Source organism: Paenibacillus sp. LHD-38, assembly GCF_031157315.1.
Taxonomy (GTDB): domain Bacteria; phylum Bacillota; class Bacilli; order Paenibacillales; family Paenibacillaceae; genus Pristimantibacillus.
On the sequence record NZ_JAVIFU010000002.1, the window covers coordinates 92,502 to 106,231 of the forward strand.

12 protein-coding genes are annotated in these 13,730 nt (G+C 45.1%); all 12 read right to left on the bottom strand.

The genetic code is table 11. The features are described from left to right. Positions 1–19: 19 nt before the first annotated feature. Complete coding sequence (fliF, locus tag RCO25_RS02445; RefSeq protein WP_308994561.1) at positions 20–1,591, bottom strand: flagellar basal-body MS-ring/collar protein FliF; 1,572 nt, start codon at positions 1,589–1,591, stop codon at positions 20–22. Between the two features lie 42 nt (positions 1,592–1,633). Further along, entirely contained in the window at positions 1,634–1,939 is a 306-nt protein-coding gene (gene fliE / locus RCO25_RS02450) for a flagellar hook-basal body complex protein FliE (RefSeq protein WP_308994562.1), read from the bottom strand. A 39-nt stretch (positions 1,940–1,978) separates the two neighbouring features. After that, positions 1,979–2,428: a flagellar basal body rod protein FlgC gene (gene flgC, locus RCO25_RS02455; protein ID WP_308994563.1), complete on the bottom strand. Its 450-nt coding sequence runs from the start codon at positions 2,426–2,428 to the stop codon at positions 1,979–1,981. A 2-nt stretch (positions 2,429–2,430) separates the two neighbouring features. Continuing rightward, the gene (gene flgB, locus RCO25_RS02460; protein ID WP_308994564.1) at positions 2,431–2,844 is read right to left on the bottom strand and encodes a flagellar basal body rod protein FlgB; all 414 of its coding nucleotides are present in this window, start codon (positions 2,842–2,844) and stop codon (positions 2,431–2,433) included. Between the two features lie 215 nt (positions 2,845–3,059). Then, on the bottom strand, positions 3,060–3,830 hold the full coding sequence (codY, locus tag RCO25_RS02465) for a GTP-sensing pleiotropic transcriptional regulator CodY (protein ID WP_308994565.1): 771 nt from the start codon (positions 3,828–3,830) through the stop codon (positions 3,060–3,062). 27 nt (positions 3,831–3,857) lie between these two features. Continuing rightward, the gene (gene hslU / locus RCO25_RS02470; protein ID WP_308994566.1) at positions 3,858–5,258 is read right to left on the bottom strand and encodes an ATP-dependent protease ATPase subunit HslU; all 1,401 of its coding nucleotides are present in this window, start codon (positions 5,256–5,258) and stop codon (positions 3,858–3,860) included. Between the two features lie 79 nt (positions 5,259–5,337). Continuing rightward, complete coding sequence (hslV, locus tag RCO25_RS02475; protein WP_308994567.1) at positions 5,338–5,883, bottom strand: ATP-dependent protease subunit HslV; 546 nt, start codon at positions 5,881–5,883, stop codon at positions 5,338–5,340. 60 nt (positions 5,884–5,943) lie between these two features. Continuing rightward, positions 5,944–7,263, bottom strand: coding sequence for an FADH(2)-oxidizing methylenetetrahydrofolate--tRNA-(uracil(54)-C(5))-methyltransferase TrmFO (gene trmFO / locus RCO25_RS02480; protein ID WP_308994568.1), 1,320 nt, complete (start codon positions 7,261–7,263; stop codon positions 5,944–5,946). 648 nt (positions 7,264–7,911) lie between these two features. Then, positions 7,912–10,020 carry a type I DNA topoisomerase gene (gene topA, locus RCO25_RS02485; RefSeq protein WP_308994569.1) on the bottom strand — a complete coding sequence of 703 codons (2,109 nt, stop codon included), beginning with the start codon at positions 10,018–10,020 and terminating at the stop codon, positions 7,912–7,914. Between the two features lie 28 nt (positions 10,021–10,048). Beyond that, on the bottom strand, positions 10,049–11,182 hold the full coding sequence (dprA, locus tag RCO25_RS02490) for a DNA-processing protein DprA (protein WP_308994570.1): 1,134 nt from the start codon (positions 11,180–11,182) through the stop codon (positions 10,049–10,051). A gap of 176 nt (positions 11,183–11,358) precedes the next feature. Beyond that, on the bottom strand, positions 11,359–12,291 hold the full coding sequence (gene sucD / locus RCO25_RS02495; RefSeq protein WP_053375706.1) for a succinate--CoA ligase subunit alpha: 933 nt from the start codon (positions 12,289–12,291) through the stop codon (positions 11,359–11,361). A gap of 59 nt (positions 12,292–12,350) precedes the next feature. After that, the gene (gene sucC / locus RCO25_RS02500; RefSeq protein WP_308994571.1) at positions 12,351–13,511 is read right to left on the bottom strand and encodes an ADP-forming succinate--CoA ligase subunit beta; all 1,161 of its coding nucleotides are present in this window, start codon (positions 13,509–13,511) and stop codon (positions 12,351–12,353) included. Between the last annotated feature and the right edge of the window lie 219 nt (positions 13,512–13,730).

Consider the following 13,730-nt stretch of genomic DNA (forward strand, 5'->3'; position numbering starts at 1 on the left):
TTTGACACATGAACCACCTCTATTCATCCACAAGCCATGTGCGAAGAAGATTAACAAACTCATCTGGTTTTCGTTTGGCGAGTGTTTCAAGATTTTTCCGAGCCTGACTGTCGTTGTTAACACTTTCCAAATCAAGAGTAGGGTATTCCACTTTAGCAGGAGCAGCCAACTCAATTTCTTCCTCGGCAGCCTTTTTACGTCTGCGCGTTAGGATTACAATTAATCCGCCGATGATTGCAAGAGCTGCAACACCGATACCGATTAACCAAGGCGTTGAAAGTACGCTTGATTGATTATCAGAACTACTACCAGAGAAAGTGCTTGCAATAAGAGCTACTTTTTTCGCCATTAGTTCATCATTCGTCACATCTTGGCCTGAATCCGCAAGCTGTGCACGTACCAAAGCGGTCAAATAAGTCATTATAGCTGTTTTACTAGCCTCATCTTGAATTTCCGACTCTTCGATACCGATACTAATAGAAAGGTCTTTTAATACGAAGGGTCCGGAAACGATGTTGCTGCTTATCCGTGAAACATCATAATTTCGAATTTGAGAACTCGTTTCAGATGAGCTTTCACCTGTCGTTGCAGTTTCATATCCTGGAACATCCGTTTCCCCAGTACCAGCAACACCGCCAGCTTCTCCAGAGGAACCCGTTGATGTACTGTTGTTTATTTCTTCACTAATAATTATCCCGTTATTGTTATTGTTATCTAATGGCTTTACAAGTGATTCTTGCGATGTCTTCTTATCGAAGTTCATGCTGCTTGAAACTTGGATAACTAAGTTATCCACGCCAACGATTGGTCCTAAAAATTGTTGAATGTTTTTCTTCAATTCCGTTTCATACTTCCGTTGAATAAGGAATTGTGACTCGACAGCATCTGAATTGTTAGCTATACCGCCGTCTGTCTCCGAAAAAGTCAATTCCCCTTGCGGACTGGAGATCGTAATATCTTTCATCGCTAAATTGGGAACAGCAGTCTTTACAAGGTTGTAATAGCCATCGATTTCTTTCTGGCTTGGTCGGTAGCCTGACATGAACCTCATCATGATCGAAGCAGATGCTTGTTCTGCGTCTTCAGGTGAAAGGAATACGCTTTCTTCAGGCAAGTTTACCAAAACCTTTGAACTGTCAACGCCCTGCATGGCATTAAGCAGCTGTTGGATTTCGCCATTCAACGCATTAAGATACTTTACGTTAAATTCATTTTCCGTTGTACCGAATTGACTTGAGCTTGAATTAAATGCTTCAAACCCGATTGAACCGTTTTGGACTAATCCTTGAGACCCCACATCAACTTTAATTCGTGCAGCTTCTGTGCTTGGAACCGAGATGCTTTTTCCATTGTTGCTTAGCTCGTACGGGATCCCGCTCCCATCCAAGTAAGTCATGATGGCGGCGGCGTCTGTTGTATCCAAATTTTGAAAAGCAATTTCGTATTCCGTTCTCGTAAATACGATTGTTAACAAAATAATTGTTAACAACAATCCACTAATGGAAGCCCCCAACCAAATTTTTTGTTTTCTGCCCATTTGGCCCCAAAATTGAGTAAGCCTACTTCTAAATTGGGCGATTCTCTCGTTCACGTTGTCACCTCACCCAAATACTATGCTAGATCAAAATTACGGTTAGATTTGCATCCGCATCATTTCTTGATATGCTTCAACCACTTTGTTGCGGACTTGTGAGGTAAACTGTAAACTCAGCTGTGCTTGCTCCGAAGCGATTAACACCTTTGTAACATCAACTTGGCCAGTTAAGTATTTGTCATTAAGCTTATGAACGTTCTGCTCTTGATTGCTAACATTATCAATCGCCGTTTGTAAATATTGACCAAAAGATTGTGTTAATTGTGCCGGAGTCGCTTCTTGCACCGATTTATTTTCTAGGAGTTTGGCAGGTTGAACCGGATTAAGCGACATCGATTGTATCATCAATATTCCTCCAATTCATCACATGATATTTCCGTACATTTATTTACCTATTTCTAATGCCTTTATAAACATTGATTTGGTTGCGTTCAATGCGGTTACGTTTGCTTCATAGGAACGCGTCGCAGCTATCATATCCACCATCTCTTTGGTGACGTCCACATTTGGCATATTAACGTAACCATTGGCGTCAGCATCAGGATGCGTCGGATTATAAATAAGCTTGTTTGGCGATTGATCCTCTTTGATTCTTGTAACCTTCACGCCTTGAGCAGCTGAGCTCCCGTTCATTTGCTCGGAAAGTACGCTTGAAAAGGATTGCTGCAGCGGTTCCATAACAACCATTTTCCGCTTATAGGGCTGGAATTGTCCGTTTACAAAACTTCCACGCGTCGTTTCTGCATTAGCAATATTAGAAGATATAACATCCATTCTCAGACGCTGCGCTGACAATGCCGATGCACTGATATCAAATCCCGTGGACAACTTCATCGTTAGGCTCTCCCCTCAATTGCTGTACGCATCATTCTCACGTCATGATTAATTTGTTGGACATAAAAGTTATAGCTTAGTTGGTTTTTTGCTAGCAAAGACATTTCACGATCGATATCAACATTATTTTCATTGTTGTTCATCGAAGTTGTTTCATCGGTGATTAGTTTGGGTATAGGTACATTAGATGAAGCTAATCCAATGGACATATGCTTTTGATTGGTCCGTTTACCGACCAAATGCCCTTGCGTATTGCCCATCGTTTGCTCTAATAATTCCTCAAACAGAACCTCAGACCGTTTGAAATGCGGCGTATCACCGTTTGCCACATTGTTTGAAATGACGCGTTGCCGCATTTCTGCTGCCTGAAGCGCACCTTCCATCCTTCCAAATGCAGCGCCATTCAACAAATTCACGTAGTTTCACCACTTTCACATAGGAGATCTCCTTAACGTATTCAACAGATTACAGTTCATTCCTTCTTTGTTCGACACTAAAAATTAAAAAAATGAGATTACTATGTCGATTTTTGCCGACATGATAATATTCAACAATTTCCTAAATTATTACAATAAGAAAAAAGCCCTATCTTTGGTAGAAGATAGGGCCGAAATGGTCTATACGACCTATTTTATGACTTCATTTTATCCAATTCTTGCAACAATTGGTGGTTTAATATCTTAATGTATGTGCCTTTCATCCCTAATGATCTAGTTTCGATCACGCCTGCACTTTCCAACTTCCGCAATGCGTTCACAATTACCGATCTTGTAATTCCTACCCGGTCCGCGATTTTGGATGCGACGAGCAGTCCTTCCTTACCATCCAGCTCTTCAAATATATGCTCAACAGCTTCTAATTCACTGAAGGATAAAGATCCTACCGCAACTGACACGACAGCGCGACTGCGTACCTCTTGTTCTATTTCCTCAGTTCGCTCACGTAAAATTTCCATGCCTACGATTGTAGAACCATATTCAGCCAAAATAAGATCATCGTCATCAAACGTGCCTGACAAGCGGGTTAGCACTAAAGTCCCAAGACGATCTCCACCGCCGATAATAGGCACTACCGTCATAATTTCTTGATCGCCTAAACGTGGAAAGGTTTCATAAATACCTGAATCCGGCTTCACGTTCGTCATCGACTCCTGCATGTCAAGAAATCGGACATTGCTTTCTTGCGGGAAACGAAGCTCATCTACGGATAGGGACCGCATGAATTCATGATCATACGCATCAACAGCTGAGCAGCCTAATATCTTACCTCTGCGGCTAACGACGAAAACATTCGTCTGAATCGTCGTGCAGAGCACCTCCGCCATTTCCCTGAAGCTAAGCGCTTTGCCGGCCGCGCGCTGCAGCAGTCGATTCAGTGTTCTTGTCTTTGTTAGTAAAGTCATTCTCTTGCCTCCCAAAACTCATAACAACTACAGTATATATTGACTCAAATCGCGATTTTGTGCAATACTTCCTAGCTTTTCTCGTACGTATTCCGGCGTGATTGTCATTTTTTCAAGCGACAGCTCGGGTGCTTCAAACGATAAATCCTCCAGCAGCTTTTCCAAAATGGTATGCAAGCGACGAGCGCCAATATTTTCAGTATTGCGATTCACATCGGCAGCGATGGACGCGAGCTCATGGATCGCTTCTTCCGAAAACTCGATTTGGATTCCTTCTGTTTCAAGCAAAGCGGAATATTGTTTTGTCAAAGCATTTTTCGGCTCTTTCAAAATACTTACAAAATCATCCAAGCTGAGGCTGGTCAGCTCTACCCGAATCGGAAAGCGTCCTTGAAGCTCTGGAATCAAATCTGATGGTTTTGCGACATGGAATGCGCCAGCAGCGATAAACAATACGTAATCCGTTTTAACTGGGCCGTATTTGGTCATAACAGTCGATCCTTCAACGATTGGAAGAATATCCCTCTGAACGCCTTCTCTGGACACATCCGGTCCTGAGCCGCGCGATGGGCTAGCAATCTTATCAATTTCATCTATGAAAATAATGCCGGATTGCTCCGCCCTCGTAATCGATTCCGTAATGACATCATCCATATCGATGATTTTGTTGGCTTCCTCTTGCGTTAACACCTTGCGCGCTTCCTTAACGGGCAGCTTGCGTTTCTTCGGCTTCTTCGGCATTAATTGCCCAAACAGCTCTTGCATATTCATGCCCATACCTTCCGGTCCTTGGCCTGACAGCATATCCATCATATTTGGAGCAGAATCCTCTACTTCAATTTCAATGATTTCATTTTCGAGCTTCCCCGCAGCTAACTGCTCTTTGATTTGCGAACGTTTTTGATGCAGCGCATTTTCTACTTCCGGCTCTTCTTTAGGTTCATCGGTCTGCTGTTGGTTGCCAAAAAGCATTTCAAACGGGTTTTTTGAAGATTTCGGTTTAACGGCAGATGGAGCCAGCAAAGCCACGATACGCTCATTAGCAAGCTTTTCTGCACGATCTTTAACCTTTTCGGTTTTTTCTGTTTTCACCATGCGAATGGCCGTTTCAACGAGGTCGCGTACCATCGATTCAACATCCCGTCCGACATAGCCTACTTCAGTAAATTTTGTGGCCTCAAGCTTCACGAACGGCGCTTTCACGAGCTTCGCCAAGCGGCGCGCGATTTCCGTTTTACCTACTCCGGTTGGTCCGATCATCAAAATATTTTTCGGAACGATTTCATCGCGCAGCGTATCATCAAGCAAGCTTCTGCGGTAACGATTGCGCAGCGCAATGGCTACTGAACGTTTCGCCGGTTTTTGTCCAACGATATACTTATCAAGCTCCGCTACAATCTGACGAGGTGTCAGTGCATCATTTCCCATTATAAAATCCCTCCGATTTATATATCTTCACTATGACTTCCCGAAGCTTGTTTTACCATTCTAGGCCGTATCGTTCAATTTATTCGATTTCTTCAACAATAATATTGTGATTAGTGAATACGCATATTTCCGCAGCAATCTCGAGTGATGAGCGCGCAATATCGCTAGCTGCCATTTGAGGCGCATGCCTTTGAAGCGCACGTGCGGCAGATAAAGCAAAGCTTCCGCCTGAACCGATGGCTAATATCCCGTCATCAGGCTCTATGATCTCGCCATTTCCGGAAATAAGCAGCAAGCCCGTTTTATCCATTACAAGCATCATAGCTTCAAGTCTGCGCAGCACGCGGTCAGAGCGCCACTCCTTCGCAAGCTCGACGGCAGATCTTTGCAAATTGCCATGATGCTCCTCCAGCTTAGCCTCAAATTTCTCGAACAGTGTAATCGCATCTGCAACAGAGCCTGCAAATCCTGCGATAACCTGACCGCGATAAAGTCTTCTTACTTTTTTCGCAGAATTTTTCATGACCATGCTGTTCCCGAAAGTCACCTGTCCGTCCCCGGCAATAGCGCCCTTACCTTCATGACGAACGGCACAAATCGTTGTAGCGTGAAATTGCATTTCCATTGCATTGCCTCCTCAAGGTTCCATATTGAAAATAGATTGCGATGCCTTCACTACGAAATATTACTGCATATGTTCCTTTTTAAATTGCGCAATGCCTTCAAGCGCACGATTTGCAATCATTTCATTTTTCTCTTTTTTGCTCTTCATTCTTTTCTCAAGAGGCGGGAACAGACCGAAATTGGCATTCATAGGCTGGAAATGCTTAAAATCTGCTGTTGTAATATAATGAGCCATGCTTCCAAGCGTAGTGTGCTCGGGCAGCACAACCGGTTCAAGGCCACGAGCCAATCTTGCTGCATTCATACCCGCGATCAAACCCGAAGCAGCAGATTCCACATAACCTTCAACACCAGTCATTTGGCCTGCAAAGAACAACGTTTCGCGATTATTAAGCTGGTAAGTTGGTTTAAGCAGACGCGGTGAATTAATAAACGTATTACGGTGCATTACGCCGAACCGAACAAACTCCGCATTTTCCAAACCTGGTATTAAGGAGAATACACGTTTTTGTTCGCCCCATTTAAGATGCGTTTGGAAACCTACCAAATTATATAACGTACCTGCAGCATTATCTTGGCGCAGCTGAATAACAGCATGAGGAAGCTTGCCCGTATGCGGGTTGATAAGACCTACTGGCTTCATCGGCCCGAACAATACGGTTTGCTTGCCTCTGCTCGCCATAACCTCGATTGGCATACAGCCTTCAAAGTATACTTCCTTTTCAAAATCTTTAACTTCAGCTTTCTCGGCTGTCGTAAGCGCTTCATGGAAAATTTCAAACTCTTCTTCCGTCATCGGGCAGTTCAAATACGCCGCTTCCCCTTTGTCGTACCGAGAAGCTAAATAAACCTTATTCATATCAATTGAATCTTTTTCAACGATAGGCGCTGCTGCATCGTAGAAATAAAAGTATTCCTCACCGAGCAGCTCTTGAATTTGGGAGGATAAGCCAGGCGCCGTAAGCGGTCCTGTTGCAATAACTACGATCCCATCCGTAGGAATTTCCGTTACTTCCTCATTGCGCACTTCAACTAACGGATGGTCATGCAGCCTGCGCGTAACTTCACCGGAAAATCCGTCACGGTCGACCGCTAGAGCTCCTCCGGCAGGTACTGCATGCTGATCGGCACAGCTTAAAATTAATGAATCCAGCTGACGCATTTCTTCTTTCAAGACGCCAACCGCGTTAGCTAGACCATTAGCACGCAAACTGTTGCTGCACACTAGCTCCGCAAATTGATTGGTATGATGAGCAGGTGTTTTTGTGACCGGACGCATCTCGTACAATACGACAGGGACTCCTTGAGATGCAATTTGCCAAGCAGCCTCGCTGCCTGCTAATCCTGCTCCGATGACGGTTACTTTTTGTGGTTGTGACAAAATAAGTTCAATCCTTTCAAGATATAATTCACCTAGTTGGCCCTCGTGGGCTTCTACCATGCCTTCAAAGGTTTCAAAACCTTTATTAACCCTTAATTATATAGTTCTTTAATTCAAAAGCTTCCGAACCCACCCAAACCCTCCCTTCCAAGGGAGGGCCCCAAGGGCGCTGCCCTCTGGACACCCGAATCCGTAACACGTTGAATGTTAAAGAGACGCCGAGATGTTTGGTTGGTGCTTGGAACGCTTTCGTCCCTCCGGGACACGCTTTACGTTTGAAGCGAATAGATTGTTAATTTGATCATTTCTGATTATTTATAACAATCCAATGCCCGCAATAGAAAAATGTTCTTTTATCTCACATTCCCAAAATGAGATTAGTCCTTTGCTAAGATATTTATAGCAGATCTTTTCAAGTTTCCATCACAATAGATGATATTGAGACTCTACTTATATAACCTATTGTATCAAGCTGCAAGGATAAATCTCAACTTATGCTGTTCTTCAGCGGATTACTTCCTCATTTTAAAAGGATACCCGTAAAAATAACTTGCCCGTTTAACAACGGTGTCCTCCCTGGTTAGAGGGAGGACGGGTTAGGCTCGCTTCATTAGATTGCGGTTTATCTGTGAGTACTTAAGCTAATGCTTAATCGGTATCCGTACCCTGTTCGTCTTCGTCAAGCACCTCTTCCGAATAGTCGCAGGTTGGACAAAGCAGCTTTACGCCGCTCCGATTCCGCTTTTCTACGAGCTTAGATTGCTCGCATTGCGGACATGGTTTGTTTGTTGGTTTGTCCCAAGATACGTAATCACAGCCTGGATATTGGTCGCAGCCATAGAAAATACGTCCCTTTTTACTGCGCCGCTCAATGATTTTTCCTTCAGCGCATTTCGGGCATGTAACGCCAATATCTTTGACGATTGGTTTGGTATTGCGGCAATCCGGAAAGCCCGAGCATGCCAAAAATTTACCGAAGCGTCCCATTTTGTATACTAAATGACGTCCGCATTTTTCGCAAATCTCATCTGACACTTCATCCTGAATCTCGATTTCTTTCATTTCATCCTCGGCCACTTCCAGCCGCTTCTCGAAGGACTCATAAAAATTCGCAAGTACCTTTACCCAGTCTTCCGTGCCTTCCTCCACATGGTCGAGATTTCCTTCCATGTTTGCTGTAAATTCAGCATCCAGTATTTCCGGAAAAAATTCTTCCATAAGCTGAATAACTAAATCGCCAAGCTCAGTAGGCATGAATTTTTTCTCTTCCATGGCAATGTATCCGCGCTTTTGAATCGTTTCGAGCGTAGGCGCATACGTACTTGGCCTTCCTATTCCGAGTTCTTCAAGCGTTTTGACCAATCTAGCTTCCGTAAATCGCGGCGGCGGCTGTGTGAAATGCTGCTTAGGATCAACCGATTCCGAGCTGATTACATCACCTGAAGCGAGAGGCGGTAAAAACTTATGCTCTTCTACCGTACCATCATCATTGCCCTCCACATAAACCTTCATAAATCCGGCAAACTTCACTTTAGAGCCTGTTGCCCTAAACACCGTATCGCCTGCCTCCAAATCAACCGTCATTGTATCGAGCACCGCAGATTGCATCTGGCTGGATACGAAACGTTCCCAAACCAGCTTATATAAACGGAGTTGATCTCGGCTCAAAAACGGTTTCATCGATTCCGGATCCCTTAGAATGGAGGTCGGCCGGATCGCTTCATGCGCATCCTGTGCGTTGCTGTTTTTCTTCGTATATACTCTAGGCTGTTCAGGCACATAATTCGCACCGTATTTTTCCGTAATATATTCTTTGGCTTCTTCTTGCGCAATTGGCGATATGCGAGTGGAGTCAGTCCTCATATAGGTGATCAAACCGACTGTACCTTCTTTGCCAAGCTCAACGCCCTCATACAGCTGCTGCGCGACTGACATTGTCTTAGAAGCCCGGAAACCCAGTTTCCTTGCCGCTTCCTGCTGTAGGGAGCTTGTAATGAATGGAGGAGCAGGGTTGCGAAGACGTTCCTTCTCCCGCACTTCAGAGACGGTAAACTGGCTGCCTTTCATCGCGCTGAGTACTTCCTGTACTTCAGCTTCCTTGCCAAGCTCCCGCTTCTCGCCATTGATCGAATAATATTTGGCATCGAAAGGAATGCCTGAATGACTAAGTTTCGCAGTAATCGACCAATATTCCTCAGGCACGAATGCATCGATTTCATTCTCTCGATCAATTATGAGCTTAACAGCAACCGATTGAACTCGACCGGCAGACAAGCCCTTTTTCACTTTCTTCCACAGCAGCGGACTTATCTTATAACCAACCAATCGATCCAAGATCCGTCTCGCCTGCTGCGCGTTAACTAAATCCATATTAATTTTCCGCGGAGTCTTAAATGCGTCCTTTACCGCCTGTTTCGTTATCTCATTAAATACAACGCGGCATGTATCTGTCTCATCCAGCTCCAAGTAGTGTGCCAAATGCCAAGCAATCGCTTCTCCTTCGCGATCCGGATCGGCTGCCAGAAAGACATGTTTTACTTTTTTGCTGGCATCCTTTAATTCCTTAAGGATACTGCCTTTACCGCGTATCGTTATGTATTTTGGATTAAAATCATTATCAACTTCGACGCCGATCTGGCTTTTGGGCAAATCGCGAATATGTCCCATTGAAGCTTTAACGATATATTTGCTTCCAAGATATTTCCCTATCGTTTTGGCTTTTGCTGGTGATTCGACGATAACTAATGAATCTGCCATGTAAGGCGCCTCCTCTCTCCATTGCAAGCTATAAAGCAATATATATTGATCCGGGCTGCAATTCAATTTTTCGTTTTATACATAAATTTAGCAGAAGTGCGTTCAAATGTCCAAACGGAATGGCCGAGAGCTCATGCAGCTCATTGATTGACAATGGTTGATCTCTCAAATAAGCGATCAATTTACTTTCCTCTGCCGATACCGGAGATCCGCTATCTACTGGTTTGGATAGGTTCGTTTTTTCTGCTGTTTTGAAGGCACTTATCGCGGCTGGCAGCCAATCCAGCTCATCAATAATGTCGCCTAAGCCCGTTATCAGCTTCGCTTCGCCACGCTTGATGAGTTCATTCGGTCCTTCACTCTTAGGCGATGAGATCGGACCGGGTATCGCAAACAATTCACGAGACATATCTGAAGCATGCTGTGCCGTGATAAGCGATCCGCTTCTAGTCGCTCCTTCCACCACAACCGTTCCTACTGTTAATGCCGCAATAATGCGATTACGCTGAGGAAACTGACCTGGGTGCAGCGGCGTCCCGATCGGGGTTTCTGAGACGAGCAACCCTTGTTCTGCAATTTTATGAAATAATGATAGATTCTCAGGCGGATAACATTTATCGATCGGAGTCGGCAGAACGGCAATCGTCCCGCCCGGACCGTTCAGCGCGGCTTCATGAGCCTTGCTGTCCACCCCTCTCGCTAGACCGCTCACGACCGTCAAACCCGCATGGGAAAGCTCTTTTGCCAATGTCGTCGCAGATTGCCTTCCATACGCCGTTGGCACCCTTGTTCCAACAATCGCGATAGCAGGTCTTTGCAGCAGTTCCAATCTTCCTCTAGCATACAAAACCCAGGGCGGCTGCGCTATTTCTCTTAATATTTTTGGATAGGCGACATCGTATGGCGTCAAAGCAACCGCATTCGCTTTGGCGACCGCTTCGGATGGATCCTCTGTTAAGATCCAAGGCCGCTCGGCATACCGCTCCGCTGCAGCTTTCGCTTGGCCGCGATGCAAGCCTATTGCTAGTAAATCTTCTATGCTCCATGATCGTTTATTCCAAAACTGATGCTGAACGGCCTTCTGAATCGCATGCCATCCAATACCAGGAATTTCGTGAAAAGCAATGACCATTTGTCTACGAATATCTTGAATTTGAACCATTTGATCCAACCCCTTCTTCACTCGGGCTGGCCTGCATTCTTATCTATTGTGCGTTACGCGGCATAAGATTGCAAGTCAACCGCTAAAATAATGACAGCGGATAAATAAAAAAGCAACCTTCCAACTCCCGTTTTCGGGTGGTTGAAAGGTTGCTTACCTTACATCATTCGATTTAATTATTTACGCGTAATACATTTTTCAAGCAAACCTTGCTCTTCAAGAACACTCACAAGCGTAGATCCCATCTCAGATGGTGTCGGAGCTACTTTAATGCCGCACGCTTCAAGCGTTGCGATTTTTTCAGCAGCAGTTCCTTTACCGCCTGAAATGATTGCGCCTGCATGTCCCATCCGTTTGCCTGGAGGCGCTGTTGCGCCGCCGATGAAGCCGACAACCGGTTTTTTCATGTTCGCTTTAATCCACTCAGCTGCTTCTTCTTCCGCAGTTCCGCCGATTTCGCCGATCATGATTACCGCATAGGTATCTGGATCTTCGTTGAAAAGATTCAAGATATCAATGAACTCGGAACCTTTAACCGGGTCGCCGCCGATCCCTACTGCAGAAGATTGACCAATGCCGCGAGTCGTCAACTGATGAACCGCTTCATAAGTCAAAGTTCCTGAGCGAGAAATAACGCCTACGTGACCAGCTGTATGAATGTAACCCGGCATGATGCCGATTTTGCACTCATCCGGCGTAATAACGCCTGGGCAGTTTGGTCCGATAAGAACGGTTTTGCTGCCGTCCATGTAACGTTTTACTTTAACCATATCAAGCACCGGGATGCCTTCAGTAATACAAATGACAAGATCAAGCTCAGCATCTACAGCTTCCATGATCGCATCAGCAGCAAATGCTGGCGGAACATAGATAACTGAAGCGTTAGCGCCTGTAGCGGCTTTCGCTTGAGCGACTGTATTAAATACAGGCAATGATACGAGCGTGCCGTTATCAAGTGTAATGTCAACGTTCGTGCCACCCTTGCCAGGTGTTACGCCGCCTACCATTTGCGTACCGTATTCCAGTCCGCCTTTTGTATGGAACAAGCCAGTAGCGCCTGTAATCCCTTGGGTAATGACTTTTGTATCTTTATTGACCAAAATGCTCACTCTTAACTCACATCCCCTGAATGAATTCGTATGCGGCATTAGCCACACAGCAAGTTATCTTATTTCACGAGAGCGACAATCTTCTGCGCGCCGTCCGCCATGGAATCCGCAGCCACGATGTTCAATCCCGATTCTTTCAAAATGTTTTTGCCGAGGTCTACGTTCGTACCTTCAAGACGTACAACGAGCGGACGGTCAAGACCGACTTGCTTCGCTGCTTCGACAACTCCATTAGCAATAACGTCACAACGCATGATGCCGCCGAAAATGTTAACGAAAATACCTTTAACCTTTTCATCCGACAAAATGATTTTGAACGCTTCCGTTACCTTCTCAGCAGTCGCACCGCCCCCTACGTCTAGGAAATTGGCAGGGTCGCCGCCGTAATATTTGATAATATCCATTGTCGCCATAGCTAGGCCTGCACCGTTAACCAAGCAACCGATGTTGCCGTCAAGCGCGATGTAGCTAAGGTCGTATTTGGATGCTTCGATCTCTTTAGCATCTTCTTCTTCCAAATCGCGCAGCTCAACGATATCCTTGTGGCGGTATAGCGCATTGGAATCGAAATTAAGTTTCGCGTCAAGCGCAATAACTTGTCCGTCGCCAGTTACGACAAGCGGATTGATTTCTGCGATAGAAGCGTCTTTCTCTACGAAAGCCGTGTAGAGTGAAAGCATAAACTTAACCGTTTTGTTGACAAGCTCATTAGGGATGTTGATTGCGTATGCCAATTTGCGAGCTTGGAAAGCTTGCAGGCCAACAGCAGGATCAACGATCTCTTTGAAAATTTTCTCCGGGGAGTGTTCAGCCACTTCTTCAATTTCAGTGCCGCCCTCTTCCGAAGCCATCATAACGACACGACCCGTACCGCGGTCCAAAACTACGCCGATATAATATTCTTTTTTGATGTCGCAGCCTTGCTCGATCAGAAGACGTTTAACTTCTTTGCCTTCCGGACCTGTTTGATGGGTAACGAGCACTTTGCCTAAAATTTCGCTGGCGTATGCGCGCACCTCGTCGATGCTTTTTGCTACTTTAACTCCGCCCGCTTTACCACGGCCACCTGCGTGAATTTGCGCTTTCACGACAACTACCGGTGTTCCGAGCGCTTTAGCCGCTTCAACAGCTTCGTCTACGGAGAAGGCTACTTTACCTTCTGGTACGACGACACCATACTGTTTCAGGACCGCTTTCCCTTGATACTCATGGATATTCATTGTTGAAATCCTCCATTTCACAGACTGAAATCAGTCATATGTACACAAACCTCTATTATTGTAGCACCTTTCCCCATCCGTTACCTTATTTTCATACATAATAAATACGGCTTTTTTGATATGGGTTTCATCTCAAATTGAGATTAAATAAATAAAACCTGCTGGATACGGGCATTTAAGAGTCTGGTAACCACGCCATCTAGTATGACCCAATCGCTG